Below are 25660 nucleotides of genomic sequence, written 5' to 3' on the forward strand. Positions count from 1 at the left end.
TTGTCCCACATGGCATCAAGCGTTTGACGTGCGACAATGCCCCACCGCACGTTAAGCGCTTGACGTAGACCGCAAAACCCTGCCATGATCACTCGCGGAATACTCAAGACCCCTGCCCCCAAGGCAGGCCCCAATGACGTGGAGCACCATCGTGGAACCAAATCCCCAAGCCAGCCAGCACCGGACGGGTTCAACAGAACCCCGGAAGATCATCCTGGACTGCGACCCCGGCCACGATGACGCCGTGGCCCTGCTGCTGGCACACGGCAACCCCAACATCGAACTGCTGGCCGTCACCACGGTGGTGGGCAACCAGACCCTCGAAAAAGTCACCCGCAACGCCCTGGCCGTCGGCACCATCGCCGGCATCACCGGCGTCCCCTTCGCCGCCGGCTGCCCCCGCCCGCTGGTCCGCAGCATCGAAACCGCGCCGGACATCCACGGCGAGTCCGGCATGGACGGCCCCGCCCTCCCTGAGTCCACCATCGAGCTGGACCCGCGCCACGCCGTCGACCTCATCATCGACACCGTCATGGCGCACGAGCCCGGCACCGTCACCCTGGTCCCCACCGCCGGCCTGACCAACATCGCCCTGGCTGCCCGCAAGGAACCGCGCATCGTGGAACGCGTCAAGGAAGTGGTCCTCATGGGCGGCGGCTACCACGTGGGCAACTGGAGCGCCGTGGCCGAGTTCAACATCATCATCGACCCCGAAGCCGCGCATATCGTCTTCAACGAAAAGTGGCCCGTGGTGATGGTGGGCCTGGACCTCACCCACCAGGCGCTGGCCACCCCGGACGTGGTGGAGAAGATCGCCGCCATCGGCACCGGCCCGGCGAAATTCGTCACCGAGCTGATGGACTTCTTCGCCCACACCTACAAGGACGCCCAGGGCTTCGACTACCCGCCGGTCCACGATCCCTGCGCCGTCGCGTACGTCATCGACCCCAGCATCGTCAGCACCCGCAAGGTCCCGGTCAACATCGAACTCCAGGGCACCCTCACCCTGGGCATGACGGTCGCCGATTTCCGCGCCCCCGCCCCCGCCGACTGCCACACCAGCGTGGCCGTGGACCTGGACCACGCACGGTTCTGGGACTTGGTCACCGACGCACTGGTCCGCATCGGCGAGCCCGGCGCCAACGCCACAGCGGACGACGCCGGCAGGCACCAAGGTGCAGACCGCACCGCCGCCGGTGCGTCCGACGTCGAACTTAACGAAGATGCCCGGCTCACCGCCGGAGGCGTCAAGTAGATGGCCACCGCAACCATGACTGAAACCAAGACCGGCCGCGGCAACATCGCCGCCCTCATGACCGCCCTGCTGGCCGCCTGCGTGGCGTTCCAGCTCAATGCCTCCATGCTCAGCCCCGCCCTGGTGACCATGGGCCAGGAACTCAAGGCGGACCAGGCCCTGATCGGCCTTTCGCAGACCTGGTTCTTCACCGCCGCCGCCCTGTTCTCCCTGTTCCTCCCGCGCCTGAGCGACATCATCGGCCGCAAAAGGGTCCTGGTGGGCATGATGCTGCTCATGGCGGTGGGCTCCGTCATCGCCGCACTGGCCCCGGACATCACCTGGCTCTTCGTGGGCCGCATCATCCAGGGCGTCAGCGGCCCCACCGTTCCGCTCTGCCTGATCATGCTGCGCTCCGCCGTCAGCAACCCGCGCAAGTACGGCACCCTCATGGGCCTCATCACCGCCGTCAACGGCGGCGTGGCCGGCGTGGACTCCTTCGTGGGCGGCTACTTCGCCGAGCACTTCGGCTTCCGCAGCATCTTCTGGCTGATGGTGGTCCTGGCACTCGCGGCCACCGCCCTCATCATGTTCCTCGCCACTGAGAGCAAGCCCGGCGCCGGCACCCGGATGGACTGGCGCGGCGTGTTCTTCATCGTCGTCGCCGTGGGCGCCCTGCTCACCGCGCTCAACGAGGCCGCCAAGCTTGTGGCCGGCTTCGACTCCGGCACGCTCATGCTGAGCCTGGCCCTGGTGCTGGTCGCCGCCGCCGCGTTCTTCGCCTTCTGGCGCACCGAACAGCGCGCCGCCCAGCCGATGGTGGAAACGGTGCACCTGCGCCAGCGCGCCACTTGGGCCCCGCTGCTCACCACCACCCTGACCATGACCGGCATCTTCGCGGTGATCAACGGCATCGTGCCCGCCTACGTCCAGGCCGCGGACCCCGGCTTCGGGGTGGGTCCCACCGAAATGTCGCTGATCATCCTCACCCCCTACGCCCTGCTGGGCTGGCTGGTGGGCCCGCTCAGCGGACGCCTCGCGCCGGTGCTCGGGTACACCAGGGTGCTGCGGATCGGACTGCTGGGCAGCATCGCCGCGCTCGCCGTCATCGCCTTCCTGGGCCTGCACAGCCTGCCCATGATGATTGCCGGCACGGTCTTGCTGGGCATCATGTACGCCGGTACGGTCAACATCATGCTCAACGGACTCGGCGTTGTCCTTTCACCCGCCGGCAACCCCGGCTTTCTCCCCGGCATGAACGCCGGCGCCTTCAACCTGGGCGCGGGCCTGAGCTTCCTCATCCTGCCCGCCGTGCTGGTGGCCACCTCCGCCCTCGGTGATGCGACCGCGTCGTACCTGACGGTCGTGGTGGTGGGCCTGGCCCTGACCGTGGCAGCGTTCGCGGCGTCGCTGCTGATCCCCAAGCCGGTTGAGGCCGAGGTGGCCGCATGAGTGCTGCCGCTGCCGCTCCAGGCCGGATCGTCGTCGTCGGCTCCCTGAACGCGGACCTCACCATCTACTGCGAGCGGCTCCCGCAGCCCGGCGAAACCGTGCAGGGCAACGGCTTCGCCGTGAACCCCGGCGGCAAGAGCGCCAACCAGGCCGTGGCCGCAGCCCGGCTGGGCGGCCACGTCAGCCTGGTCGGCGCCGTGGGGGAGGACGCCAACGGCAACATGCTTGAGGCCTCGGTGGCCGGCGCAGGCGTGGACGTCAGCCGTGTGCGCACCTCCAGCGAGCCCACGGGTGTCGCCGTCATCGCCGTGGACGCCCGCGGCGAGAACAACATCATCATCTCGGCCGGCGCCAACGGCACCCTGTCCCCGGCGGACGTGGCCGGCGCCGCGGAGGTCCTGGAGGGGGCCGCCGTGGTGAGCCTCTGCCTGGAAGTCGGCATGGAGACCGTGCTGGCCGCCGCACAGGCAGGGCACGACGCCGGCGCAACAGTGTTGCTGAACCTGTCGCCGTATGCAGAGATCCCGCCAGCCCTGGCTGGGTTGGCAGATGTCCTCCTGGTCAACGCGCACGAGGCCGCGCTGTTCCTGGCTTCTGAAGTTCCGGGGGCGGACGCTCCTGCTGAGGAGTGGGACGCGGTGCGGGAGCGGTTTGCCGGCCACGGGATCCAGCAGGCCCTGGTGACCCTGGGCTCGCAGGGGTCCGTGGTGCTGGACTCACTCGCAGCGCCCGGTGCCCGCGTGACCCGGATCCGGCCCACCACGGTGTCCGCCGTGGACACCACCGGAGCCGGGGACGCCTTCACCGGTGCCGTGGCGGTGCGGCTGGCCGCGGGCGATGCACTCCCGGAAGCCGCAGCGTTCGCCTCCGTTGCCGCGGCGCTGGCCACCACCCGCAAGGGGACGCAGGCGGCGTATCCGGAAGCGGCCGACGTCGAACGCCGCCTCGGTACCGCCTGACCCCTACAAACCCATCGATTGCTCCGTAAACGCCCTTTTCGTGCGTCAAAACGGCGTTTACGGAGCAATCGACGGGCTATGCGTGGGCCTGGACCTGCACCGACGCGCGTTCCACGGCAGGGCAGTGGATCTTTGCCAGGCCGCCGGGGGCCGGGTCGATTCCCAGCAGCACCCGGACCCCGGCGGCGCCGAGTTCATAGTGCGGCAAGGCCACGGTGGACAGCGGCGGCCGGAGGTGTGCGGCGATGACTTCCTGGTTGTCGAAGCCCACCACGGCGACGTCCCCGGGGATGGACAGCCCGTGTTCGCGCAGGCCGTCGTAGAGGCCCATGGCCATGCGGTCGTTGTAGCAGAAAACGGCAGGGGCGCCCCGCTTAAGCAGCCCGGCCGTGGCCAGGTAGCCGCCCTCCTGGTCCGGACAGGCCTCCAGCACCAGGTCCGGATCGAACGGAATACCGGCGTTCTCCAAGGCCTGCCGGTAACCGGCCAGCCGCCCATCCTTGGCCGGTGCCGGGATGGTGGCGTTGATGAATGCGATCCGCCGATGGCCGTGCGCCAACAGGAGTTCCGTCGCGGAGCGGCCGCCCTGGACCTCGTCCGGAACCACGGCCCGGGCACCCTGTTCGTTGGAGAAGCAGTTCACCAGGACGAAGTCCGCTTCCCGCAGCGGCGACGGAATGTCGGCCTGCCGGTGGAACCAGGTGGAATACAGGATGCCGCGCACCTTGTACTCCAGCATCATGGCGATGGCGTCCTGCTCCAGCTCGCCGTTGCCCTCGGTGTTGGCGATGAGCAGCGCGTACCCGTGCTTCCGCGCCTCGTCCTGCGCCCCGTGGATGATCTGGCCGGCAAATGGCGTGGTGGCCACGCCGTCGGCTACCAGCCCAATGAACTTGGACGTTCCGCTGACAAGGGTTTTGGCCATGGCGTTGGGCCGGTAGCCCAGGGAACGGATGGCGTCCGTGACGCGCTGGCGGGTGTCCGCGGCGATCCGGGCATCCTTTTTCTTATTGACCACCAGAGAGACCGTGGCCGTGGAAACGCCGGCCGCTTCGGCCACCTCGCGGAGGGTCACGGGATGCGGCCGGTCAGGCGCTTTTAGCGTGGGGTGCCCTGTTTCCCGCTCGGATGCCTCCGCGCCATTCTCCGTTGAGCTCACCGGCCCTCCAGGGTGGCACCTGTGTGTTCGGCGAGCCGGGCCAGCAGGGCGTCCTGGAATGTCGGATCACTGGCGGCCGGGTGCGGGGCCTGCAGGTGCTGGTGGTACCAATAGCCGCCGCTGGACAAGGCGGCCGGGTCGTCGCTGGTGGCGAGCCATTCCTGGGTGCGGTGGCCCAGTTCCAGGCTGTCCGGTGCTGACCGGCCGCCCATCCGGGTGGGCACCCAGCCGGGATCCACGGCGTTGCTGGCGACGCCCGGCACCAGCCTGGCCACCGCTGCCGACAGCGCCGTGACGTATAGCTTGGTGGTGGAGTAGGAGGCCGTCGTCGTACGTCCTGCCCAGTCCAGGCCGTCCAGGCCGGTGTCGCCGCCGCGGTGCATGCCGCTGCTCAGGTAGATAAGGCGCCGGGGTCCGGGGATCAGCGCTGTCAGCAGGTACGGGGCCACAACGTTCACCGGCAGCAGTGCCGCGCCGCTGAGGACGCCGGCATTGTGGATGACGGCGTCCAGCCGGCCGATTCTGTTGGCGTCGGCCGCGATCTGCCGGACCTCGGCCTGCGCCGCGAGGTCCCCGACGAGGCAGTGTGCCCCGCGGTCCAGCAGGTGCTGCACCGCGGGGACGCGCTGCGGGGACCGCGCATGCACGATCACCTCGTGTCCGTCCCGCAGCAGCGTGTCCGCCGTTGCCAGGCCAAGCCCATCGGTGGAACCGGTGATGAAGACGCGTGCCATGCGGGGGCCTTCCTGATAGGTGGTGGTTTCCTACGCTACCCGCGCCGGGTCAGCCGCGCTTTCGGCCCAGGATCAGGGCCAGCACACCGCCGAAGACCACAAGCAGCACGCCCACGCCCAGGAGTCCGGAATTGACGCCAGTGGTCGGCGCGGTCCCGGGGTCCGGTGCGCCGGGTGCTGCATTAGCAACTGCCTCACCGGCCTGCGCCTGGCCCGGTGGGGTTGAGGTGTGGCCAATGGACATGGTGATCGGTGCTGCCGCCGGGGTGGCAGAGGCGTTGGCGGCTGCGCCGTTGGCGCCAAGCAGGCCGCCTGCGATGACGGCGCTGAGCAGGCATCCACGGATAGTGCGGTGCATCATTTGGGGTTCTCCTGAAAGTTTGGGTCGGGCCTACTGCTTAGCCCGGGACTGGCTCATTCGCGCCGGGACGCGGAGGGCCGCAACTAGTCGGGAGATGATCCGGGGTCGAAGGACACCGGTGGCGTAGCCTCGGGCAAACTGCCTTCGATGCTGGATTGGCAGTCCCCGGGGATCCGCAGGTTATGGGACGCGAGCCATGCGGGCATGCCCGAACCATTGCCGCTGGATGAACCGCTTCCGCCTGCAGCGGTGCCGGGCAGCGCATCAAAGGGTCCTTGGAACGGCGTGTTGTGCGGATCCGTCCCCGGGAGCTGGAGAGTACCGGTGGCGTGCATGGTCTGCTGATGGTGCGGCAGGCCGTTGCAGGACAGCCGGTCGTGGAGGTGGAGGGGTCCTGGGCCGGGCAGGGCGGAACCCGGCGCAATGCTGGTGGGCGCAACCACCGGTGCGGCTGCCCCCGCGCGTGGTCCGTCTCCGGCCTGCGGCACGTCGGCAACAGGCGGGAGGGCCGGTGCCTTCGGCTCTCCGGAGGCCACGGGCGCAGTCAGTGGTACGGCATTGAGGACAGGGTCAAGGACCGGTTCGAGGACCGCGCCGGCCACGGGAGTAATGGTCCGTACCGTTCCGCCAACAACGTGGTCCACGGTACCCAGGGCCGGATCCACCGTTGCGGCGACGGTTCCTTCCGGTACTACGGTGGTGACCACCGGAACAGTCTCCGCAACGTGGTCGGCCAGGGCGGTGGCTTCCTTGGCCGCCGCCTGGATCGAAGGCACTGCTGTAGGCGCTGGGGCAGGGTTGCTGACAGTTCCGGCCGGCAAGGCTTCCCGGGCCTGCTGGGTCACTGTGGTGGTGACCGCTCCCATGGCGGGCGGGGCGGCAGCCAGGAGCGGATCGTTGTGAGTGGCGGAATCAGCGGAAGCGCCCGCAGCGGACAGGGCGATCCATGCCGCTGCTGCCGCCACGGCGAGTAAAAGGGGGCGGAGGAAGCTCCACGCAGCGAATCTTGGCTCCATGTTGTACGCCTCCCCCCGGACTCACCTGCAAACAATGCTGCCCACCATAAGCACAGCCCTGCGGCAGAGTCCAACAGCTCAGGCTGAGTCGGTTGGGGCGGCGCGGTGATCGATGTCTGCGGTGAGGGCGTCGATGCGGTCCATGGCTCCATTGAGTTTCTGGACCGCTGCCCACAGGTCCGGCTGCTGTTGACGCACCGTATCAAGGCTGTCTCCGGTGGAGCGGAGGGAGCCAAGGTCGAAGCTGATATTCGTGCGGGCGCCTGCCACGGCGGCCCGGAGGGCGCCGAACGCAACAACGACGTCCGCAACCAGTGCCCGGTTGCCGTTGGTGGCCAGCCAGGCGAGGTCGTCGATCGCCTGGATGGCGCGCTCGCCAAGGACGGCTGAAGATGCTGCAGCTTCCAGCGACGCGCGGCGGATTGCCTCGTCCCGTTCCGGCCCCGGTTCCAGCCGGAAGGCAGCACCGAAGGCTTTGGAGGCGGACGCATCGTCATCAGCCAGTTGCAGGGCTTCCCGGCGCAGCGCCTGCGCGCGGGTCCTTATCTCCGCCGGCTCCCCGCCGTCGTCCTCCCCACCGCTGTAGCCGGCCACCATCGACGTCAGCGATGCTGCCACCGCCAGCATCAGGCCGGTCCCCGCGCCCCCGCCCGGTGAGCCCGTGGACTCTGCCAGCGCACGTGTCCACTCCTCGACGGTGGATTCCTGGGTTGTTGCTTCAGCCTTTTCCATGCCATGAATGGTGCCCATAAATATGGCGGCCTAAACGGACACCTGCCAGGACGCCCAGACTGGCCCAGTTTTCGAGGCCCCGGCGGCGGATGCCCGCGGCGTTGCCGCTGACGCCGCCCCAAAAGTGGGCCACCGTGACACCCACCCGCCGGCAGGCGCATGTAGTCTCGGCAGGGTGCAGCGGCATAGATACCAGTACGGCCAGGATCCCAGCCTGTGGGGCGAGCTTTTCCTGCCGGAACTTCTGGCCGGCGGGATACACCGGGGCGTTGTGGTGGTGATCCACGGCGGCTACTGGCGTTCCACGTACGGCGCCGAACTGGGGGAGCCGCTGGCCATGGACCTCGCGGAACACGGCATGGTCGCCTGGAACCTGGAGTACCGCCGTGCCGGGAACGGCGGAGGCTGGCCGGAGACCTTTCGGGACATCCTCGCGGGCATCGACAAGCTTACGGCGCTCGCAGGGCCGCACTCGCTGGACCTGGGCAAGGTGGTGGCGCTGGGACATTCGGCCGGCGGCCACCTGGCGGTGTGGGCGGCAGGCAGGGACCGGCTGGATGGGCTGGGGCCGGAGGCCCGCCAACTTGAGAACACGAACGACGGCGTCCGCCTCACCGGGGTGGTCAGCCAGTCCGGCGTGCTGAATCTGGCCGACGCCGAAAGGCTGGGCCTCAGCAACGGCGCCGTGGGCAACCTGCTGGGCGGACCGTCGTCGGACTTCCCCGGGCGCCACCGCGTGGCCGACCCCATGGCAGCGCTGCCGCTGGATGTTCCGGTCTACGCCGTCCACGCGACGGAAGACGATGATGTGCCCCTGGGCATGTCCACAACCTACGTGGAGGCCAGCCGTTCCGGAGCCGTCCCGGCGCGGCTGGTCACGGTGCCGGGGGACCACTTCGCGCTCATCGATCCCGCCGCGGAGGCCTATGTGACGTGCCGGGAACTGGTTGGAAAGCTGCTCGGCTGACACGAACTGCTGACGGCGGCCGCTTTCTGGCAGAGTATGACCATGCTCACAGTGATCGGCGAAGGCCTTGTTGACGTTGTCCAGCGCGCTTCCGGAATCGAGGCCCACGTGGGCGGAAGCCCCCTGAATGTCGCGGTGGGCCTGGCCCGGCTGGACCACCCGGTGCAGTTCATTGGCCGTTACGGCCGGGACGCGTACGGCGACTCGGTGGCGGCGCACCTGCGCGCCAGCTCCGTCATGCTGCCGGTGGCCCCGGACGAGCTGCCCACCAGCGTGGCCACCGCACTGATTGACGACGACGGCGCCGCCACCTACACCTTTGACCTCGCCTGGGAGCTGCCGCACCTGGCAGACCGGCTTGGCTTCATGCTGCAGGGAACCACCCTGCTGCACACCGGCTCCATTGCCACCATGCTGGCGCCCGGGGCCACCGACGTGCTGGCCGCCGTCGAATACGCCCACCCGTCCGCCACCATCAGTTTCGATCCCAACTGCCGGCCCAGCATCATCACGGACGTGGACTTTGCCCGGCGCCAGGCCGAAAAGTTCGTCACGTTGTCCGACGTGGTCAAGGCCTCGGACGAGGACCTGGCCTGGCTTTACCCGGGACAGGACGTGCTGGATTCGGCCCGCAAGTGGCTGGCACTCGGCGGGGAGGAAGGCCCGGCGATGGTGGTGGTCACCCGCGGTGCTGACGGGCCGTGGGGTGTGTGCCGGGCCGGCGAAGCCGCCATTCCCGCCCCACAGGTGGAGGTGGCGGATACCGTGGGGGCCGGGGATTCTTTCATGGCGGCCCTGCTGTCCGGCCTGGTGGACCGGGAGCTGGACGGCGCCCAGAACCGGCAGGACCTGCGCGACCTTCCCGTCGAGGGACTCTCCGAACTCCTGGCACACGCCGCCCGCGCGGCCGCCGTCACGGTGTCCCGCCCGGGCGCCAACCCGCCGACCCGGGAGGAGCTCCACGGGGCAGAAGGGGAAGGGGCTTAGTGGGGCGCTAGAGCTGCGGGACGCAGGGGCCGCTGCCCAGCAGGGCCAGCCCGGCGCGGTCACCGGCAGCGAAGTCCCGGACGCCCATGTTTTCGGCATACATCAGTTGGGCCGGATCGTTGACGTGGTCCAGGCCCAGCACGTGTCCGAGCTCGTGCATGATGATGGCGCGGACCTCGGCGGCGCCGTCCGGCCTGCCGGCGATGATCCCGGCAAGGTCGGGGGCATCAAGGCGCACCTGCCCTGCTTCGAGGACCAGCGGCTGGCCGGGGACCTCCACGTAGGCGCTCCCGCCGAGGCTGGCGACGTTCCCTGCAAGGCCGGGGGTCTCAACAGGCGTTGACCAGGCAATGAGAAGCGGCACCCACCGCTTTCCGTAGCGGTCCGGCTGGAACGCCGACCGGTCATCTGACGGCGCTTCCGTCGTCGGTCCGTCATCGACAAACTGGAGCCCGGAGGCCTGGGAGACTGCTGCCACAGCCTCCCGGATCAGGACGTCGCCACCAGGCAGCGCGTTGTCCGGACGGACAACATAATGGACCGGGCGGCACGGGTCGTACGCAATGACCGGCTGGCTTGCCCTCGGCGACTCCTGCAGCACAAAGGCGGTGGAGCCTGTGCTGGCCGGCGGCGTGCCCAAGGGCGCGGAAGCGGCTTCATATCCCGGCGGCGGCATTTTCGCCCCCGGCAGGTACGGGGCCACGGCAGGAAGGACCAAGCGGTCGAAGAGCGCCGGTGAAAAGTACAAGCAGGCAACCAGGGCGATCCCCAGGACCGTCCGCACCCGGATGGACCGCCTGGACCAGCTCCGCGTCCCGGGCCGTCCCCGGAACTTCTTCCGGCGCCGTTGAGAGGGGGTGGGGGCCCGCCAGGGTGAAGCAGCCTCCGCCCTGCCGTACGCTTCGTCGATGGCCCATTGCGGGATGCGTCCGCTGGGGGAACGCCGGACGTTTGGCGGGGCGTAGCCGTCCGGCCCGTCCTGTTGCGAATCCCTGCCATTTCCGTAACCGTGCACCGGCATCCCCCTAGTCCCGGCCGCCTGCCGCCGGCCAACCCTCCCAGCCTAAAGGCGGGTTGCCCGGTCCTGCCGCGGGAAAGGCGCAGGATTCAAGCAAGAAAGACGGCCGCGCCGCTTCCGGGCCGAAGCGCACCCGACGGCCCCATCGATTGCTCCGTAGATGCCGTTATGGGGGCTCAAAAGGGCGTTGACGGAGCAATCGATGCGCTTTTACTCCTGCCCGAGCCCGGCGGCGGAGGTCTTCACGGTGGAGACACTGTTGAGGGCCCGCAGGTCGAAGATCCCGTTGATGTCGGCCTGCTTGGTGGTGCCAGCGGTGACGCCGTCGGCCAGGAGCTTCTGGTAGGTGCCGGCGAGCGGGTCCACCGTGAACACAATGTTCTTCAACGAGCGGTCAATGACGTCCGCCGTCAGTTCGGCGCCGGCGGCTTCCTTGAGGGCTGAATTGATCACGGTGGCCTTGTCGGAGGCTGATGCGCTGTTCAGCCACTCGACCGATTTCGCGTGGCCCTTCAGGAGCGCCTTCACGGTGTCGGGATGGTCGGCGGCGAACTGCCGGTTCACGATCAGGATGGTGGTGGGGAATTCGCCGGGCTTGCCGGACAGCGAACCATCCCACAGGTCCTTTTCATCCACCAGCACCCTGGCTCCGGCGTTCAGCACCAGCCGTGACGCCCACGGCTCAGGCAGCCACGCGCCGTCGAGCTTTCCGTCCTGGAACAGCTTGAGGGTCTGGGCGTTCTCCGTGGGGTTGATGGCCACGTCACCGCTGCCGTCCACGTTTGTTTTGTATCGCTGGGATGAAAGCCACGCGCGCAGGGCCACGTCCTGGGTTCCGCCGAGCTGCGGGGAGGCGAGGGTCTTGCCCTTGAGGTCGGCGGCGGAGGTGATGTCCGGCTTGACCACCAGTTGCGCTCCACCGGCGGCGGCGCCGGCGATGATGTTGACCGACTGGCCCTGGCTCTTCACGAAGGAATTGATCGCCGGGTTGGGTCCGATGTAGGTGGCATCGATGGCGCCGGCATTCAGGGCCTCGATGGCTGCGGGACCGGCGTTGAATACCTGGGTGCTGAGCTTGGTGCCGCCGAGCTCATCCTTGATGAAGCCTTTGCTGACGCCCACGAGGGCCGGCGCGTGGGTGACGTTCCCAAAGTAGCCAAGCTTCAGCTCGGCCGCTGGGTTGCCGGCAGGCGCGCCCTCCTGCGTGGCCGCAGGGGCGCTGCTGTTAACCGAGGAAGCGACGGCGGCACCCCCGCCGATGAGGGCCAGGACGGCTGCCGCGATTCCGATTTTTAGGCCACGCGGGCGGGCGTATTTAGCGGGCTGCCCGGCAACGATCCGGGTTGAACCTTGCTGCGTCTGCGGATTCTTGTCCTGCGGGTTGGCCATGGGAACTCCTCTGCTGGGGGCGGATGCTGAGACGAGGTTACGGACGGCCCGGCGGCCCCACAATCAATCCCGTAGCGGGCGTTCACGGGACGACGCGAACGCTCAACGCGGCGTCGCAGAGGGTCAAGAAACGTCCCGGAACGTCTTATCCGCGGCCCCGCGGATGCCAGGTAATAAGACACGTTCCTATTTCCATTTGATAGGCCGTTTCCAGTTGGCACTTCCTGAAATATGGTGATAACCATCACGTCACGTGGGCGTGAATAACAGATGTGGCATGGGGGCCCGGAGCGAGAGGCAGGGGTGGATTCCTTACGGCCGGCTTTTTGTGCAGCGCCGGTTTGAACAATCAGCAATTCGAACAAAAAACAATGTAGGAGATTCTCATGTTGCTTTGGATCGCTATTATCATCGCCGTTCTCTGGCTCCTCGGACTGCTCGCAAATATTGGCGGGGGCCTGATCCACATCCTGTTGGTGATCGCCGTGGTGGTGCTGATCTTCCACTTCATCCAAAACAGGTCCCGGGCCTAGCGCCAACAGGTTTCCGCCGCCCGCCCTCCGGCCGGCGGCGGAAACCGGGGCCTCAGGCCGCCTTGACCACGGGGAGTTCGTCCCAATGCGTGGTGTACCGGGGCGAGCGCATGCCCCGTTTCATGGTCCAGTCCAGGCCGGATTTGATGCCGGCGTGTCCCAGCCCTATTGAGCCGCGCCCGAAGCGATGGCTCACATTCTCCAGCAGGGGGCCGATGCCGCGTTCCTCGTGCCGGTTCTCGAACGGCGCCAGCGGTGGCTGGTTGCCCGTGGGCCGAAGGTCGGTGAGCATCAGGCCCGCCTTGGCGTACTTCAATCCTTCTTTGATGTTTGGCAGCAGCGCGTGCGCGGCCCGGGTGAGCAGCAGCGGGTCCGCGGTGGGCATGGGCAGCGGGACGCAGACGGACGGATAAGCCTGCTCGTTGTCCCGGAAGGGCGAAGTGGCAGCGAAGGCTGTCAGGACCTTGGCCTGCAGCCCGTGCTTGGACAGCCTGGCACTGGCCTGCTGCCCGTAAACGCTGAACACCTCCCGAAGTCCGGCGGCTGTTGTTACCGGAGTGGCAAAGGAGCGGGAAAAAATCAGCTGGTCCCGGCCGATGCGCTCTTCCTCCATGGGGATACAGGGCGTGCCCCGCAGTTCCAGGACGGTGCGCATCAGCACCACCGAGAACTTGTCCCTGATCACGACTGGATCCGCGCCGACCAGGTCCTGGACCGTGAAGATTCCCAGCACGTTGAGCCGTTTGGTGAGCCGGCCGGCAATGCCCCAGATCTCGTCCACAGGCAACCGGGCCATTAGCAGTTCCCGGACGTCAGCCGGTACCGCCTCCCAGAGGCAGACACCGCCGAAAGCGGGATTGTTCTTGGCCCACTTGTTGCAGAGCTTGGCCAGGGTCTTGGTGGGGGCGATGCCCACGCAGACCGGCACCCCGACATGCCGCCGCACCGCCTCTTTCATCCGGCGGCCCAGCACCAGGAGGTCGTCCGGGCTGCCCTTTACGCCCAGGAAGGCCTCGTCGATGCTGTAGACCTCCAGCCACGCCGAGTACCTGCCCAGCAGCTCCATGACCCGTGAGCTGATGTCGCCATACAGCTCATAGTTGCTGGACTTAGCCACCAGGCCCCACTCCTTGGCCCTCGGCGCAAGCTTGAACCACGGCTCGCCCGTGGCGATGCCAAGGGCCTTCGCCTCGGGGGAGCGGGTCACCGCGCAACCGTCGTTGTTGGACAGCACCACCAGCGGGCGGCCTTCCAGCGAGGGGTCGAAGGCGCGTTCGGCGGAGGCATAGAAGCAGTTGACGTCCACGTGCGCGATCTGGGGCATCTGCCGCATGGGGACCGGCTTAGGCACTGCGCTCCCTAGACATGATGCAGGCACCTGGTGGCCACGCCCCAGATGGTGAGCTCGGACAGTGCGGGTACGCGGATGTCCGGGTACTTTCGGTTCTCCGCCTGCAGCACCACGCCGGTGCCGGTGATGCGCAGGCGTTTGACCGTCAGTTCCCCGTCCAGCACCGCGATCACCACGGACCCGTCCTTGGGTTCAAGGGCGCGGTTGACGATCAGCTCGTCGCCGTCGCTGATGCCTGCTCCTTCCATGGAATCCCCGGTCACCCGCACCACGAAGGTGCTGGTGATGTCCTTGATCAGGTGCGCATTGAGGTCGATCCGTCCGTCGAAATAGTCCTGGGCGGGCGACGGGAAGCCAGCTGCGACCGCCACGGGCGAGATCAGCACCGAAAACAATGAGGCGCCCGCATCTACCACGCGGGGACCGATAATAACGCCCACAACACACCTTTATTCGAATATATGTTCGATAGGTTCAGTGTAGCCCCGGCGACTGACATCGGGCACCCAGGCGGAGGCGCCTGAACCAGGGCGGGCGCCTCCAGCCTTGGGCCGCTGCGCGGACGACGCCGGCCCAACCCCCACGTAGACTTGCAGGATGCGGTTGGTGGCAAGCGATATTGACGGAACGATCCTCGGACACGACGGAAAAATCAGCGACCGCACCATCAGGGCCTTCCACGCCTGCCGCGACGCCGGCGTCGAACTGGTGTTTGTGACCGGCCGCCCGCCCCGCTGGCTGCACCCGCTCGAAGAGCAGTTGGGCCACACCGGCCGCGTGATCTGCTCCAACGGTGCCGTGGTCTGGGACCTCGAGGCGGACCGCCTGGTCTCCGCGCGCACCCTGGCCATCGACACCGTCCTGGAAGCCCGCCGCATCATCAAGGCACTCCGCCCGGCTGCGCTGTTTGCCGCCGAAACGCTCGCCGGCTTCCATCTGGAACCGGGCTTCATCGAAAACGAATCCAGCGAACTCCTCGCCGAGTTCACCCCCGCCCCGCTGCGGGACACGCTCACGGACGAGGACGCCGTAGTCAAATTCCTCGCCATCGTCCGCGAGGGCACCCCGGACGACTTCCTCGCCGAGGTGGCGCCCGCCGTCGAACACCTGGCCGCCACCACCCACTCATCACCGGGCGTTGCCATGCTGGAACTGTCCCTGCCCGGCGTGAACAAGGCCGTCACCCTCGCTGAATACGCGGGCGCACTGGGCATCGACGCCGCCGACGTCGTGGCCTTCGGCGACATGCCCAACGACATTGAGATGCTCCGCTGGGCCGGCCACGGCTACGCGATGGCCAGCGGCCATCCGGATGCCATCCGGGCTGCGGGGCAGCAGGCGCCGCATTTTGACGACGACGGCGTCGCTCAGGTTCTGGAGGCGCGGCTCGCCGCGCTGGGCGTCCAGTTCTCCTGACCCTGCCGTGCGGGTCCGGCACCCCCAACTTCACAGCTTGCGCTCACCTGGCGTTTACCTTCCCGCCGTAGCGTGAAGCGTGGAGAGCAGGCACCCTCCCGCCGGCTCGATAAGGGGGCAACCATGGCAAGAAACGTCAGGCAGCACGCGGCCGACGCGCCGCTGCGCAAAGCAACGCCCGCTCCGCACTGGAAGCAGCTGCGCCAGGGGGACCGGGTCCGGGTCCAGTTCGCGCCCGGGTTTGAGGCGGGCGGCGTGGTGGACACCATTACGGCGGACCACACCGCGGTCTGGGTCCACCTGGACGCCGGCCGCGGGCGCACCCTGCTGCACTGCGGCGATGGCGTGGACATCGTTCCCTGCGGCGAGACCGGCTGCCTGGACTGACGGCGGGTTCCACCCGCGGACGCTGGCGGTAGGCTCGCAGTGTGAGCCTGCCTTTCTTTGAGCACCCTGACGACGCCGGGCGGCAGCTTCCCATCGGGATGGCCCACCGGGGATTCTCGGCTGAGGGCCTGGAAAACTCCATGGCCGCATTCCGGGCCGGCGTCGAGCTCGGTTTCCAGTACCTCGAAACGGACGTGCACACCACCGCGGACGGCGTGCTGCTGCTGTTCCATGACGAAACCCTGGACCGCGTCACGGACGGCAGGGGCAGGGTGGCTGAACTGCCCGCTACGGAGGTGGCAAAAGCCCGGATCAACGGCCGGGAACCCATCCCCACGTTCGACGAACTGGTTGCCCAGCTTCCCGACGCGCGCCTGAACCTGGACGTGAAGGACTGGCGCTCAGTCCACAGCACTGCTGCCGCGATCGAGCGGCACCAGGTACATCACCGCGTGCTGGTCACCAGTTTCTCGGACCGGCGGCGGCGGGCTGTACTCAAGCTGCTCAGCCGCCCGGTGGCCTCGTCGGCCGGGGTAGCCTCCAACGCCTTGTTCACGCTGCTGGGACCCATCCTTCCCGGGCCGGTATTCCGCCTGCTGATGCGCAGGGTCCTCAGGGACGTGGATGCCCTGCAGGTGCCCGTCCGCTACGGGCGGGTTCCCGTTGTCACCCCGGGCTTCATCCAGCGCGCGCATGACCTGGACCTGGTGGTGCACGTGTGGACCATCAACGATGCGGGCGAAATGCACCGCCTCCTCCAGCTGGGCGTGGACGGCCTCGTCACGGACCGGGCGGACCTGCTCCGCGATGTGCTGCGCACCCGCGGCCTGTGGCCCACCGGCCCGGGGGGCGATGGCACCCCGGGTGCCGCCGGCTAGGCGCGGTCCTCTTCGGTGGGCGCCGTGGCGTCCCCAGCGAGGCCGTCGTCGTCCGCTGCCCTGTCCTGCTCCCCGTCACTGTGCGCAGCGCTGCCGCCTGCCTCCTCGGCGTCCCCACCCAGCGGGCTGCTGGAGACCGGGTCCGGGGAGGCTGCCGTATCGGGGCCGGGCGCCTTCTGCTTCTCCGCCTCCATCGCATTTGAGCCTTCGCTCAGCGATGAGTGGACTTCCACGTCATCGTTCGGGTCTGCCGGGTCGGGCACATCCGTCTTCTCCGTCGGTTTGGATGTCCCGGCCAGGTCCTCCATGGCGTTTTCTGCTGCCTTGCCGATGCTGTCGCCGATTCCCATGTGACTGCTCCTTCCGACATTGCGTGCCGCCCGCCCCGCGGCGTTCCGGCCCTACTCCTCCAGAATTATCAGCATGCTTACAATTAGTCCAGTGCTGGGGAAACGAACCGCAGCCGGAGAGGAAGGAAAGCAATGAGCACTTACCATCCGGAAAATGACCCCGCCAACCCCGACCGCCCGGGGAAGGACCAGGCGGGCGCCGCCCAGCCCGGCCTGGCCGAGGAGCGCAGCAGGGAATCTGCCGGCTCACCGAACCCGGATCCGCTGGAAGGCAATATCACCGGCCTGGAGCCTGGCGGGGGAGTCCCGCCGGGGGAGACGCCGCCGGCGGAGGGCCAGATGAGCAGGGACCAGGGCCACTCCGAATAGCGCCTGGACGGTCAGCGGCGCGGTGGGCATAAAGCGCGCCGCCCCGCGGCCTGCCCCCACGTTGTTTCAGGAAGATTCTGCGCGCCGGCGGACGGCTCGTGATTCCGGCTGGCCCGCCAGCTGCCGCTCCAGTCCGTCCACGTCGAGGCGCGTATTCCAGCTGGCCCAGTCCTTGGGCCGCACCGAGGGCCGGCCCAGCAGGTACCCTTGGCCGGCGCTGATGCCGAGCTCGGTGAGGACCTTGAGCTCACCCACGGTTTCGATGCCCTCGGCCACCAGGGTGATGCCGATCTGGTCCGTGAAGTCCACCAGGCAGGCAGCCAGTGCCCGCTGCAGTCCGTCCTTGTCGACGTCGCCGATCACGTTCCGGCCCACTTTGAGGAAGTCGGGCCGCAGGTGGATCATGCGGGACAGCGCGCCGGCTCCCGTGTGGGTGTCATCGACCGCGATGCGCAGCCCTTTTTCCCGGAGCGGATTGATGGCGGACAGGAACTGCAGGTATTCCTCTTCCGGAATGTCCTCGGTCAGTTCCAGCACCACCCGGTGGATGGGAAGTTCAATGTGGTCGAACAGTTCCGGCAGCCGCGGGTCCATGCAGGACGTGGGCGAAATGTTGAGCGACACGTACAGGTTCGCGGGCAGGTCCCGTGCGGCCGCTGCCGCGGATCCCAGGGCAGAGAACTCAAGGTTGGCACCCAGGCCCACGGCGGCGGCCTCGGCAAACCACAGCTCGGCGGCCGCGCCGTCGTCGCTGACGAAGCGGGAGAGCGCTTCGGCGCCCACCACCGCTTTCCCTTCCAGCCCGTAGATCGGCTGGAAGGCGGTCATCAGCATCTGGTTTTCGAGCAGCGCACTGATCCGGGAGGTGCTGCGGATTGCATCCAGCTGCTCCGCAAACTGCGGCGGAAGCGCGGGCGGCGTCAGTCGCATCTCCCTGGCAGCCTCCAGGGTTTCCACCATATTGGCGTCGCTGCGCCGGGTCTCGAGGAGATACTCCAGGAGGGCCCGTTCGGGCACGCCGGGATTCTCATCGAGGCTGTTGCTCAGCCGCTGCCGGACGGCGGCTCCCGCAGGATCCGTATCCGCCAGCACGGCGGCGATAATTCCCCATGCCTGTACCCGAACCGACATTAGCAACGCCCCCAGTTGACGAAGTAATGACCTGATGGTCCAAAAATGTTCAAATGTCCAAACGCCTTATAAAAGAACGGTGCTGTCAACCTGATTTCCAGGGCGGCGAATAAGCAGACACCGCACGCTGATCGTATAACGGCGGCCGGAAAAGCGCAGTAGTTTTTGCGTTACTGGTTAGCGCTTTCCTGCTGGTCAGCCAGCAGTTCCGGAATCTGTTCCGGGGGAACGGGGCGGCTGAAGTAGTAGCCCTGGGCGCTCCGGCAGCCCAGGCCGCGCAATATGTCGGCCTGCTCCGCCGTTTCCACGCCCTCCCACACCGCTTCCAGCCCGCACGCCCGCACCAGTTGCAGGACTGCCGCCACCAGGGCGGGCTGGTTGGGATCGCTTTCCAGCCCGGTGATCAGCGACCGGTCCACCTTGACCCGGTCCACCGGCAGCCGGCGAAGGTAACTGATGGAGGAGTAGCCGGTCCCGAAATCGTCGATTTCGATGCCCACGCCCAAGCCGCGGAGTCCGCCCAGCGAATACCGGTCCAGCTCGTTGCCTTTGACGATTGCCACTTCCGTCAGCTCCAGGACAACCTGTTCGGGCCTGACGCCGGTCTCCTGGAGTGTGTTGCGCACGTCCTCGATGAACTGCAGGCTTTGCAGGTCGGTGGCGGAGATGTTGATGCGCACGGAGAACCTGCTGTCCACCAGGGAGGCATCAATCCAGGCCCGCAGCTGCTTCACGGCGGTCTTGAGGACCCAGAGGCCCAGTTCCGAGATCAGCCCCGCCTCCTCGGCGAGGGGGATGAATTCGTCCGGCATGATGAAGCCGCGGGTGGGGTGGTTCCACCGGACCAGCGCCTCCACGCCCTCGATCCGGCCGCTGCCAAGCTCCACCACAGGCTGGTAGTACAGCGTCAGGGCATCGTTCTTTATGGCGGCCCGCAGGTCGTCCACCAGCTGGCTGCGGAGCCTGCGCATCAGCAGCAGCGCCGGCTCGAACCGGTGCAGCTTGTTCTGGCCTTCGGCCTTGGAGGCGTACATGGCGACGTCCGCCTCCATCAGCATGTCCTCCGGGGTTTGGCCCCCGCTGCCGAGGCTGAGGCCGATGCTGGCACCGCAGCGCACGCTCCGGCCGGGGAGCTCAATGGGTTCGTTCAGGGACGCCAGGATGCGGTGCGCCACGATGGCTGCCTGGTCTGCCGACGCCGACGGCATGACGATGGCGAATTCGTCACCGCCCAGGCGGGCGACGACGTCGGATGCCCGCACTGCGGTCCGGAGCCTTTCGCCCACGGTCACCAGGACCTGGTCGCCGGCGGTGTGCCCCAGGCTGTCGTTGATGGACTTGAACGCGTCCAGGTCCATCAGCAGGATGGCCGGCCCATCCTGCACCCGTTCGGCGTTCGCCGTCGCCCGGGCTTCGAGGGCGGTGCGAAGGGACTCAAGGAGGGCCGACCTGTTGGCCAGTCCGGTCAGCGGGTCCTGCATGGCCATCTTCTGCATCTCAAGGTGCGCCTCGTGCAGGAGCTGGGTCCGGACCTGGACCCGCTGCTCGAGTTCCTCGTAGATGACCTGCAGGTCCTCGGCCAGCAGGTTGGTGCCCATGATGATCGCATCGAGCTCGTCCCGGGCCGGTGAGACCTCTATCCGGGACGTGAGGTCGCCGGAGGCAAGCTTGACGATGCCTTCCAGCAGATGGGAGAGCCGGGGGTCGTCATTGGCAAACATGGCCAGTCCTCCTTCGGCGCCTAATTGGCCTGGGCGCGGTCAGTGCCGAGGGGGAGGCTGACGGTTACGGTGGTCCCGGTGCCCAGGGTGGAGGCGACGTCGATCCGGCCGCCGTGGCGGTCCACGATGTCCTTGGAGATGGCAAGGCCCAGCCCTGTTCCCGGGATGGCGCCGTTCATTGCGTTCGAAGCCCGGTAGAACCTGGTGAACACATGGTCGATTTCGTCACCCGAGATGCCGATGCCGGTATCGGCGATCCGCACGGTGGCCCACTTGGAGCCGTCCGCCGCGGCGTGGGATTCGCTGCCCACCTCGATCCGGCCGCCGCTGGGCGTGAATTTAATGGCATTGGACACGAGGTTGGTGAATACCTGCTGCAGCTGCACCTCGTCGGCCAGGATTTCCGGGTCTTCAGGAACGGGGTCCACGTCGATGGTGACGTTCTGCAGGGTTGCCAGGGGCCGGAGCGCCGCGGCCACCAGGTCCAGGGTGCGTCCCAGGCGCACCGGCGCCAGCTGCATTTCGGTGGTGTCCAGGCCGCCGCGGGAGACGCTGAGCATGTCCTCGATGAGTGTCCGGAGCCGTTCGGTGTTGCGGACCACGATGTCCAGCATCTGGTGGACTTCCCTGGACACCGGGTGTTCGGTGCTCTCCTGGATCATGTCCAGGTACGCCATGATCGAGGTCAGCGGGGTGCGAAGCTCGTGGTTCACTGTGGCCAGGAAATCCGTCTTCGCCTTGTCGAGTTCCCGCAACTGCTTCACCACCTGCTGCTGGCTGCTGATCAGGTGGCTTTGGATGAGCCCGTAGGCGGCGTTGCCGGCCACGTGCTGGATCAGGCCCAGCTCGGCGCTGGACCAGGTCCGTGGCCGGTCCATCATGGCGATCCAGATGATGCCCAGGGAGGAGTTGCCTTCGCCGATGGGCACCGCCAGCGTCGAGGCCGCTCCTGCAATGGCCCGGGCCGGCTTCTCCTCGGCACGCGCCTCGGTTTCCGTTCCGTCCGCGGAGGGTGTCTCTGTCCCGGCCCATAAGGCATCCGCCGTGGCGCGCGCCTCGTCCTCGCCGGGAAGTGCGCCTGGGGGCAGCTCCGCCAGTCCCTCCTTGTGCCACTTGGCAGTGATCACCGGGACGCGGTGGTCCTCGAAAGTGGAAAGGACCACATGGTCGGCCTTGAAGGTCCGGCCGAAGCCGGAGACGACGTGGTTGGCGATCTCCTGCGGATCGTTGGTGGCGCGTACTGCGGCAGAAACTTCGCGCAGCTGCTCGCGGAGCCCCTCTGCCACCTGCCGGGAGGAACGCCGCAGGGAGACCTGCTCGATGAGGACGGACGCCCGGTGGACCAGCTCCTTAGGTTCCGGCGGTTTGGTAATGCAGTCGTGGACGCCGGGCGGGGTGGCCGCGGCGATCTCCTGCGGATTGTCCAGATCCACCATGACCAGGACGGGCGCCGCGGACTCGACGGAGGCCAGAAGCGCGTCGGCCACGACGACGGAGGGCTGGCCGGCGTCCAGCAGGGCGGCCAGGCCGGCGGCGTCCGAGGCCTCCAGGACGCCGAACCCGGCATCCCGCAGCGCCTTGGCATTGCGGGCCAGCCGGCCGGCGTCGGGATCAGCGACGACGGCGGTACGGGCCAGGCGCACGCCACTCGGCACAGCCGTCACAGTGATCCCTTCCTCCCAGTTGAGTACATTCTAGGGGGACGCGGGCCGCGCCGGTCCAGAGCGCCGGGCCCCGGCGTTGCACCCCGCATACCGTGCCGCGGTGGAGTAGGCGCGCCGTAATGTGGCCGAAGCAACGCCGGCTCCCAGGCAGGGAACATATATTTGATCCGTGTCCTCCCCAACGAAGTCGCCGCGGTCCATACTGCAGAAGTACCTGATGATCCCCAAGCTGGTCAGGCTGTCCAGGGGTGCGCCGAAGGACCGGCATAAAGCGTGGGACGCGTACTGGGCAGGCATCACGGCCACCGGTCGGGGCGGCGAGGTCCTGTGGGATTCGGGGAGCGACCATGAGTTCCTAGGCTATAAGGACAGTCTCCTGCAGTACCTGGACCCCGCCCTTCCCGTCGTGGACACCGGCTGCGGCCATGGCAGCTTCACCCGTGCGCTCGCGGACGTCTTTCCGCGCGTGGTGGGGGTGGACGTCTCGCCGCACGCCGTTGCCAAGGCCCGGGCGGAGTCGGCTGGACATGGCAACACGGCCTTTGAAGCACGCGACATGACGGCGGAAGGCGCCGGGGCTGCCCTGGCGGAGTCCATCAACGCGGGTGGTGACGGCGCCAACGCCTTCATCCGCGGCGTCCTGCACGTCCTGGCTCCAGCCCACCAGGTGGCGCTCGTCGAGAACCTCCGGCTCCTGGCGGGGCGCCGTGGCACCGTCTTCATGGCGGAGACGAACTTCCAGGGGAACCCGGTGGAGTACGTATCCCACCTCGGGGCTACCACCCGCGGCATCCCGGCGCCGCTGGAACTGGCCATCCGGGGACTGCCCATGCCCGGGCACTTCGGTCCCGAAGAGCGTGAACGTGCCTTTCCGGCGTCGGCCTGGGAACTCCTTGAAGACGGCCATACGGCCATCGAAACCAACCCCGTGACCGGCGTACCCGGCCAGGACCGGGTGCCGGGGTACTACGCAGTGGTCCGCCCCCGCCGGTAGCCCGGCCACCCAACGTCCCTGGGCCGTCGGGTACGCAAATGCCGCAATGCCCCCAGCCGGCCGCAAAGATCCCGCCACTCCCCTTGACAGGGACCCGATCCGGAGGCTCCATAGTCAGTAGACTTACTAGTTACCCCAGGTGAAAGGATGGCCACGCCGGCTGGGAGGAATGGTTGGACACCTTCGGCTCCCGGAACTGAACTTCATCGACCAGGAACAACGCAGCGACGGCGCCTTTCCAACTTTTTCCGGACTGGAAGACCCCAGCCCGGAAAAGCGCCCGAGCCGCAACCGCGCCCCAGCGTTCGGGCGGCGCCGGATAACCCGCCGGTGCCCCGGCCGGCCGCCGACGCAAGACCCACAGGAACCATCATGAGCAATATCATCCCGTCCGGAGACCTTCGCCGGATGCTGCTGCCTCCCACCTACGGGCGGCACGTCACGCCAGCCACCGAATTCACCGTCCTGTCCGTGGAAGTCTGGGCCTCGGGCCTGGTGGTAAACATCCACCTTCCCTCAGCGGATTCCCCGGAACCCCGGCTGGTGCTCCAGGACCACTTTGGCACCGAATACACGCTGCAGGAATCCGCCACTGTCGGCGCACGCAACCTGCAGGTTTTCGCCCCCTCGGTACCGCCCGGCACCAGGAGCCTGACCATCAGGGCGGCTGACGACGCCGACAGCCGGCCCGTGGTGACCTTCGCGGTGCCCCTCATGGCAGTCCGTGAAGAACGGCCGGACCTGGCGCCGGCACCCCGGGAGGCCGGAGCATCCGCTGACGGTGACCACGAGTCCTACGAGCCCGACCTCCGCCGCCCTGCCTGACCCTCTGAGAGGCCCCGCCATGCCGGACACCAGCAACTTCGCACCCACCACCGCAATCGTCACCGCCTCCGACTCGGGGATCGGCAAGGCCACGGCCGTGGCGCTGGCCCGCGCCGGGATGGACGTGGGCGTCACCTGGCATACGGACAAGGCGGGCGCCGAGGAAACCGCCGAAGAGGTCCGCCTTTTGGGCCGCAAGGCCGTGGTGCGGCAGTTGGACACGACGGAATTCCGTGCCGCGGCGGCCGTCGTTGATGATCTCGCCGGCGAACTGGGCGGCCTGGACGTCTTTGTGAACAACGCGGGCACGGGTGCCAGCACCAGGTTCCTGGACATGGGAATCGACGACTGGATGCGGATACTGGATACGAACCTCAACGGGGCCTTCGTCTGCCTGCAGGCCGCGGCGCGCCTCATGGTCAAGGCAGGAGGGGGAGGGCGGCTGGTGGCCGTGTCCAGCGTCCACGAGTTCCAGCCCCGCGTTGGCTCCTCCGCCTACGATGCGTCCAAGCACGGCCTGGGCGGGCTCATGAAGACCCTGGCCCTTGAGCTGGGGCAGTATGGCATCACAGCCAACACGGTGGCCCCCGGCGAGATCGCCACGCCCATGACGGGGCAGGAGGACCAGGATCCGACGACGACGGAGCGCCCGGGGGTGCCACTCGGCCGTCCCGGCCACGCCCGGGAAATCGCCGACGTCATCGCCTTCCTCGCCTCGCCGGCCTCCAGCTATGTAACGGGCGCGGCCTGGGTGGTCGATGGCGGGATGCTGCAGATGGGTCCGCAGGCGGGCTCGCATCTCACAAGCAACGAGTGGCGCGAAGGGTAAGCGCCTCCTGCGCTTGGGAAGTCCGCATCCCGGATTTGGCAAACGCTTTCCCGAAGCTTGCTGGCATGATGGAGCCCATGCGCATTCTGATTGCTCCGGACAAGTTCAAGGGGTCCCTGACGGCGGCCGAGGCGGCCGCGTCCATCGCCGAGGGAGCGCTCCGGGTGTACCCGGACGCCGTCGCCACCCAGTTCCCCATCGCCGACGGCGGCGAGGGCACCCTGGAGGCTGCGGTGGCGGCCGGCTACGAAGAGCGGCTGAACGCCGTGGTAGGCCCCATCCTCGCCCCTCTCGGGGCTGCGTGGGCCATCCACAAGGGTGGTGACGGCAAGGTCACCGCAGTGATCGAGACTGCCCAGGCATCCGGCCTGGCGGACATGGAACCAACCCCGCCAAATGCCCTGCGTGCCCACAGCTACGGTTGCGGCCAGCTCATCGCAGCGGCCCTCGATGCCGGTGCCACCGAGATCGTCCTGGGCCTGGGCGGATCCGCCATGACGGACGGCGGCAGCGGCGCCCTCCGCGCCCTGGGCCTGAAACCCCTGGATGCGGCCGGAAATGTGGTGCCCCTGGGTGGCGGCTCGCTCGGCGACGTTGCAACGCTGGACACGGCGGGACTGGACCCGCGCCTGGCCGCCACCACGTTCCGCATCGCCGTCGATGTCCGCAACCCGCTGTACGGGCCATCCGGCGCTGCCCATGTCTTCGCCCCGCAAAAGGGTGCGGACCAGGACGCGGTGGAAATGCTCGACGCCGGGCTGCGCAACTGGGCGTCAGTGCTGCGGGAAGCAACGGGCCGGGACGTGAACGTCCCCGGCGCGGGCGCCGCCGGCGGCTTCCCGGCGTCGTTCCTTGCCTTCACCGATGCCTCGCTGGAAGGCGGTTTTGCTCTGGTGGCCGGGCTGACCGGCCTGGCCGGCCAGCTGGACCAGGCGGACCTGGTGATTACCGGCGAGGGGTCCATGGACTCCCAGTCGCTGACCGGCAAGGCGCCGATCGCGCTCGCGGACGCGGCACGGGAGCGTGGCATCCCTGTCATTGTGGTGGCCGGGCGGATCCTGGTGACGATCGAGGACCTGGCCGGGCACGGTGTGGTCGCCGCGGCGCAGCTGCTGGACGTGGCGTCCAGCCCCGAGGACGCCGTGGCAAACGCCGGCAAGTACCTGGCCTGGGCAACAAGCCAGGTACTTGAGGGCGCCTGACC

The 25660-nt window shown here is 68.0% G+C and carries 28 protein-coding genes; 15 read left to right on the top strand and 13 right to left on the bottom strand.

What is annotated here, in order from left to right; all coding sequences use genetic code 11:
- Positions 1 to 133 precede the first annotated feature (133 nt).
- The 3 genes from uriH to AC1DIP_RS18305 are packed head-to-tail and all read left to right on the top strand — an operon-like array spanning position 134 to position 3645.
- Positions 134 to 1255 carry a uridine-preferring nucleoside hydrolase UriH gene (gene uriH / locus AC1DIP_RS18295; protein WP_476208390.1) on the top strand — a complete coding sequence of 374 codons (1122 nt, stop codon included), beginning with the start codon at positions 134 to 136 and terminating at the stop codon, positions 1253 to 1255.
- A 15-nt stretch (positions 1256 to 1270) separates the two neighbouring features.
- On the top strand, positions 1271 to 2686 hold the full coding sequence (gene uriT, locus AC1DIP_RS18300; RefSeq protein ID WP_476208392.1) for a uridine transporter UriT: 1416 nt from the start codon (positions 1271 to 1273) through the stop codon (positions 2684 to 2686).
- Complete coding sequence (locus AC1DIP_RS18305; RefSeq protein WP_477734599.1) at positions 2683 to 3645, top strand: ribokinase; 963 nt, start codon at positions 2683 to 2685, stop codon at positions 3643 to 3645. Before uriT ends, AC1DIP_RS18305 begins: the two co-directional genes overlap by 4 nt.
- Before the next feature lie 76 nt (positions 3646 to 3721).
- Here the strand turns inward: AC1DIP_RS18305 and AC1DIP_RS18310 are convergent, their stop codons facing one another.
- The 5 genes from AC1DIP_RS18310 to AC1DIP_RS18330 form a co-directional block, all read right to left on the bottom strand.
- The gene (locus AC1DIP_RS18310) at positions 3722 to 4804 is read right to left on the bottom strand and encodes a LacI family DNA-binding transcriptional regulator (RefSeq protein WP_477734600.1); all 1083 of its coding nucleotides are present in this window, start codon (positions 4802 to 4804) and stop codon (positions 3722 to 3724) included.
- Positions 4801 to 5538, bottom strand: coding sequence for an SDR family NAD(P)-dependent oxidoreductase (locus tag AC1DIP_RS18315; protein WP_477734601.1), 738 nt, complete (start codon positions 5536 to 5538; stop codon positions 4801 to 4803). The genes AC1DIP_RS18310 and AC1DIP_RS18315 overlap by 4 nt, the downstream gene beginning before the upstream one ends.
- A gap of 49 nt (positions 5539 to 5587) precedes the next feature.
- The gene (locus tag AC1DIP_RS18320) at positions 5588 to 5899 is read right to left on the bottom strand and encodes a hypothetical protein (protein WP_476208398.1); all 312 of its coding nucleotides are present in this window, start codon (positions 5897 to 5899) and stop codon (positions 5588 to 5590) included.
- Between the two features lie 83 nt (positions 5900 to 5982).
- Positions 5983 to 6915 (bottom strand): hypothetical protein, encoded by a 933-nt coding sequence (locus tag AC1DIP_RS18325; protein ID WP_477734602.1) that lies wholly within the window; start codon positions 6913 to 6915, stop codon positions 5983 to 5985.
- Between the two features lie 78 nt (positions 6916 to 6993).
- The gene (locus tag AC1DIP_RS18330) at positions 6994 to 7647 is read right to left on the bottom strand and encodes a cyclodeaminase/cyclohydrolase family protein (RefSeq protein ID WP_477734603.1); all 654 of its coding nucleotides are present in this window, start codon (positions 7645 to 7647) and stop codon (positions 6994 to 6996) included.
- 175 nt (positions 7648 to 7822) lie between these two features.
- Here AC1DIP_RS18330 and AC1DIP_RS18335 point away from each other — a divergent pair, with 175 nt between their 5' ends.
- Both AC1DIP_RS18335 and AC1DIP_RS18340 read left to right on the top strand, forming a co-directional pair.
- On the top strand, positions 7823 to 8614 hold the full coding sequence (locus tag AC1DIP_RS18335; protein WP_477734604.1) for an alpha/beta hydrolase: 792 nt from the start codon (positions 7823 to 7825) through the stop codon (positions 8612 to 8614).
- A gap of 36 nt (positions 8615 to 8650) precedes the next feature.
- Complete coding sequence (locus AC1DIP_RS18340; protein WP_476208405.1) at positions 8651 to 9601, top strand: PfkB family carbohydrate kinase; 951 nt, start codon at positions 8651 to 8653, stop codon at positions 9599 to 9601.
- Positions 9602 to 9608: 7 nt separating this feature from the next.
- Here AC1DIP_RS18340 and AC1DIP_RS18345 read toward each other — a convergent pair whose 3' ends face one another.
- The gene (locus AC1DIP_RS18345; RefSeq protein WP_477734605.1) at positions 9609 to 10079 is read right to left on the bottom strand and encodes a matrixin family metalloprotease; all 471 of its coding nucleotides are present in this window, start codon (positions 10077 to 10079) and stop codon (positions 9609 to 9611) included.
- 85 nt (positions 10080 to 10164) lie between these two features.
- Here AC1DIP_RS18345 and AC1DIP_RS18350 point away from each other — a divergent pair, with 85 nt between their 5' ends.
- Entirely contained in the window at positions 10165 to 10452 is a 288-nt protein-coding gene (locus tag AC1DIP_RS18350) for a hypothetical protein (RefSeq protein WP_477734606.1), read from the top strand.
- Between the two features lie 377 nt (positions 10453 to 10829).
- Here AC1DIP_RS18350 and AC1DIP_RS18355 read toward each other — a convergent pair whose 3' ends face one another.
- A complete protein-coding gene (locus tag AC1DIP_RS18355; RefSeq protein WP_477734607.1) occupies positions 10830 to 12008 on the bottom strand; it encodes an ABC transporter substrate-binding protein in 1179 nt (392 codons plus the stop codon).
- Between the two features lie 386 nt (positions 12009 to 12394).
- Here AC1DIP_RS18355 and AC1DIP_RS18360 point away from each other — a divergent pair, with 386 nt between their 5' ends.
- Entirely contained in the window at positions 12395 to 12541 is a 147-nt protein-coding gene (locus AC1DIP_RS18360; RefSeq protein WP_141158652.1) for a lmo0937 family membrane protein, read from the top strand.
- 52 nt (positions 12542 to 12593) lie between these two features.
- Here the strand turns inward: AC1DIP_RS18360 and AC1DIP_RS18365 are convergent, their stop codons facing one another.
- Positions 12594 to 13874, bottom strand: a complete 1281-nt coding sequence (locus tag AC1DIP_RS18365) for a Y-family DNA polymerase (RefSeq protein WP_477734650.1) — start codon at positions 13872 to 13874, stop codon at positions 12594 to 12596.
- Between the two features lie 26 nt (positions 13875 to 13900).
- A complete protein-coding gene (locus tag AC1DIP_RS18370) occupies positions 13901 to 14332 on the bottom strand; it encodes a LexA family protein (protein ID WP_477734608.1) in 432 nt (143 codons plus the stop codon).
- 157 nt (positions 14333 to 14489) lie between these two features.
- Between AC1DIP_RS18370 and AC1DIP_RS18375 the strand changes: the two genes are divergently transcribed.
- From AC1DIP_RS18375 to AC1DIP_RS18385, 3 genes are all read left to right on the top strand, one after another.
- Positions 14490 to 15308: a Cof-type HAD-IIB family hydrolase gene (locus AC1DIP_RS18375; RefSeq protein ID WP_476208411.1), complete on the top strand. Its 819-nt coding sequence runs from the start codon at positions 14490 to 14492 to the stop codon at positions 15306 to 15308.
- Between the two features lie 123 nt (positions 15309 to 15431).
- Positions 15432 to 15695 (top strand): hypothetical protein, encoded by a 264-nt coding sequence (locus tag AC1DIP_RS18380; RefSeq protein WP_141182959.1) that lies wholly within the window; start codon positions 15432 to 15434, stop codon positions 15693 to 15695.
- A gap of 41 nt (positions 15696 to 15736) precedes the next feature.
- Positions 15737 to 16573 (top strand): glycerophosphodiester phosphodiesterase family protein, encoded by an 837-nt coding sequence (locus tag AC1DIP_RS18385; protein WP_477734609.1) that lies wholly within the window; start codon positions 15737 to 15739, stop codon positions 16571 to 16573.
- On the opposite strand, the gene AC1DIP_RS18390 is transcribed toward AC1DIP_RS18385, so the two are convergent.
- The gene (locus AC1DIP_RS18390; RefSeq protein ID WP_477734610.1) at positions 16570 to 16923 is read right to left on the bottom strand and encodes a hypothetical protein; all 354 of its coding nucleotides are present in this window, start codon (positions 16921 to 16923) and stop codon (positions 16570 to 16572) included. The two genes, AC1DIP_RS18385 and AC1DIP_RS18390, sit on opposite strands and share 4 nt — an antisense overlap.
- Before the next feature lie 132 nt (positions 16924 to 17055).
- On the opposite strand from AC1DIP_RS18390, the gene AC1DIP_RS18395 reads away from it, so the two are divergent.
- Positions 17056 to 17292 carry a DUF6480 family protein gene (locus tag AC1DIP_RS18395; protein ID WP_477734611.1) on the top strand — a complete coding sequence of 79 codons (237 nt, stop codon included), beginning with the start codon at positions 17056 to 17058 and terminating at the stop codon, positions 17290 to 17292.
- 66 nt (positions 17293 to 17358) lie between these two features.
- Here the strand turns inward: AC1DIP_RS18395 and AC1DIP_RS18400 are convergent, their stop codons facing one another.
- From AC1DIP_RS18400 to AC1DIP_RS18410, 3 genes are all read right to left on the bottom strand, one after another.
- Positions 17359 to 18423: an EAL domain-containing protein gene (locus tag AC1DIP_RS18400; protein ID WP_477734612.1), complete on the bottom strand. Its 1065-nt coding sequence runs from the start codon at positions 18421 to 18423 to the stop codon at positions 17359 to 17361.
- A gap of 170 nt (positions 18424 to 18593) precedes the next feature.
- Complete coding sequence (locus AC1DIP_RS18405; RefSeq protein ID WP_477734613.1) at positions 18594 to 20144, bottom strand: putative bifunctional diguanylate cyclase/phosphodiesterase; 1551 nt, start codon at positions 20142 to 20144, stop codon at positions 18594 to 18596.
- Between the two features lie 20 nt (positions 20145 to 20164).
- The gene (locus AC1DIP_RS18410) at positions 20165 to 21808 is read right to left on the bottom strand and encodes an ATP-binding protein (protein WP_477734614.1); all 1644 of its coding nucleotides are present in this window, start codon (positions 21806 to 21808) and stop codon (positions 20165 to 20167) included.
- Positions 21809 to 22025: 217 nt separating this feature from the next.
- On the opposite strand from AC1DIP_RS18410, the gene AC1DIP_RS18415 reads away from it, so the two are divergent.
- From AC1DIP_RS18415 to AC1DIP_RS18430, 4 genes are all read left to right on the top strand, one after another.
- Positions 22026 to 22802, top strand: a complete 777-nt coding sequence (locus AC1DIP_RS18415) for a methyltransferase domain-containing protein (protein WP_476211818.1) — start codon at positions 22026 to 22028, stop codon at positions 22800 to 22802.
- Positions 22803 to 23174: 372 nt separating this feature from the next.
- Positions 23175 to 23627: a hypothetical protein gene (locus AC1DIP_RS18420; RefSeq protein WP_476208424.1), complete on the top strand. Its 453-nt coding sequence runs from the start codon at positions 23175 to 23177 to the stop codon at positions 23625 to 23627.
- A gap of 19 nt (positions 23628 to 23646) precedes the next feature.
- On the top strand, positions 23647 to 24456 hold the full coding sequence (locus AC1DIP_RS18425; protein WP_477734615.1) for an SDR family oxidoreductase: 810 nt from the start codon (positions 23647 to 23649) through the stop codon (positions 24454 to 24456).
- A 77-nt stretch (positions 24457 to 24533) separates the two neighbouring features.
- Positions 24534 to 25658, top strand: a complete 1125-nt coding sequence (locus tag AC1DIP_RS18430; RefSeq protein ID WP_477734616.1) for a glycerate kinase — start codon at positions 24534 to 24536, stop codon at positions 25656 to 25658.
- Positions 25659 to 25660: the final 2 nt, after the last annotated feature.

It is taken from the genome of Pseudarthrobacter sp. 05T312 (assembly GCF_056396685.1).

Excerpts from the sequence above, each read along its gene's own strand:
- uriH (WP_476208390.1), top strand. The coding sequence starts at position 134 with ATGACGTGGAGCACCATCGTGGAACCAAATCCCCAAGCCAGCCAGCAC.
- uriT (WP_476208392.1), top strand. The coding sequence starts at position 1,271 with ATGACTGAAACCAAGACCGGCCGCGGCAACATCGCCGCCCTCATGACC.
- AC1DIP_RS18305 (WP_477734599.1), top strand. The coding sequence starts at position 2,683 with ATGAGTGCTGCCGCTGCCGCTCCAGGCCGGATCGTCGTCGTCGGCTCC.
- AC1DIP_RS18315 (WP_477734601.1), bottom strand. The coding sequence starts at position 5,538 with ATGGCACGCGTCTTCATCACCGGTTCCACCGATGGGCTTGGCCTGGCA.
- AC1DIP_RS18320 (WP_476208398.1), bottom strand. The coding sequence starts at position 5,899 with ATGATGCACCGCACTATCCGTGGATGCCTGCTCAGCGCCGTCATCGCA.
- AC1DIP_RS18325 (WP_477734602.1), bottom strand. The coding sequence starts at position 6,915 with ATGGAGCCAAGATTCGCTGCGTGGAGCTTCCTCCGCCCCCTTTTACTC.
- AC1DIP_RS18330 (WP_477734603.1), bottom strand. The coding sequence starts at position 7,647 with ATGGAAAAGGCTGAAGCAACAACCCAGGAATCCACCGTCGAGGAGTGG.
- AC1DIP_RS18340 (WP_476208405.1), top strand. The coding sequence starts at position 8,651 with ATGACCATGCTCACAGTGATCGGCGAAGGCCTTGTTGACGTTGTCCAG.
- AC1DIP_RS18350 (WP_477734606.1), top strand. The coding sequence starts at position 10,165 with ATGACCGGCTGGCTTGCCCTCGGCGACTCCTGCAGCACAAAGGCGGTG.
- AC1DIP_RS18355 (WP_477734607.1), bottom strand. The coding sequence starts at position 12,008 with ATGGCCAACCCGCAGGACAAGAATCCGCAGACGCAGCAAGGTTCAACC.
- AC1DIP_RS18360 (WP_141158652.1), top strand. The coding sequence starts at position 12,395 with ATGTTGCTTTGGATCGCTATTATCATCGCCGTTCTCTGGCTCCTCGGA.
- AC1DIP_RS18365 (WP_477734650.1), bottom strand. The coding sequence starts at position 13,874 with ATGCGGCAGATGCCCCAGATCGCGCACGTGGACGTCAACTGCTTCTAT.
- AC1DIP_RS18375 (WP_476208411.1), top strand. The coding sequence starts at position 14,490 with ATGCGGTTGGTGGCAAGCGATATTGACGGAACGATCCTCGGACACGAC.
- AC1DIP_RS18380 (WP_141182959.1), top strand. The coding sequence starts at position 15,432 with ATGGCAAGAAACGTCAGGCAGCACGCGGCCGACGCGCCGCTGCGCAAA.
- AC1DIP_RS18390 (WP_477734610.1), bottom strand. The coding sequence starts at position 16,923 with ATGGGAATCGGCGACAGCATCGGCAAGGCAGCAGAAAACGCCATGGAG.
- AC1DIP_RS18395 (WP_477734611.1), top strand. The coding sequence starts at position 17,056 with ATGAGCACTTACCATCCGGAAAATGACCCCGCCAACCCCGACCGCCCG.
- AC1DIP_RS18400 (WP_477734612.1), bottom strand. The coding sequence starts at position 18,423 with ATGTCGGTTCGGGTACAGGCATGGGGAATTATCGCCGCCGTGCTGGCG.
- AC1DIP_RS18405 (WP_477734613.1), bottom strand. The coding sequence starts at position 20,144 with ATGTTTGCCAATGACGACCCCCGGCTCTCCCATCTGCTGGAAGGCATC.
- AC1DIP_RS18415 (WP_476211818.1), top strand. The coding sequence starts at position 22,026 with ATGATCCCCAAGCTGGTCAGGCTGTCCAGGGGTGCGCCGAAGGACCGG.
- AC1DIP_RS18420 (WP_476208424.1), top strand. The coding sequence starts at position 23,175 with ATGAGCAATATCATCCCGTCCGGAGACCTTCGCCGGATGCTGCTGCCT.
- AC1DIP_RS18425 (WP_477734615.1), top strand. The coding sequence starts at position 23,647 with ATGCCGGACACCAGCAACTTCGCACCCACCACCGCAATCGTCACCGCC.
- AC1DIP_RS18430 (WP_477734616.1), top strand. The coding sequence starts at position 24,534 with ATGCGCATTCTGATTGCTCCGGACAAGTTCAAGGGGTCCCTGACGGCG.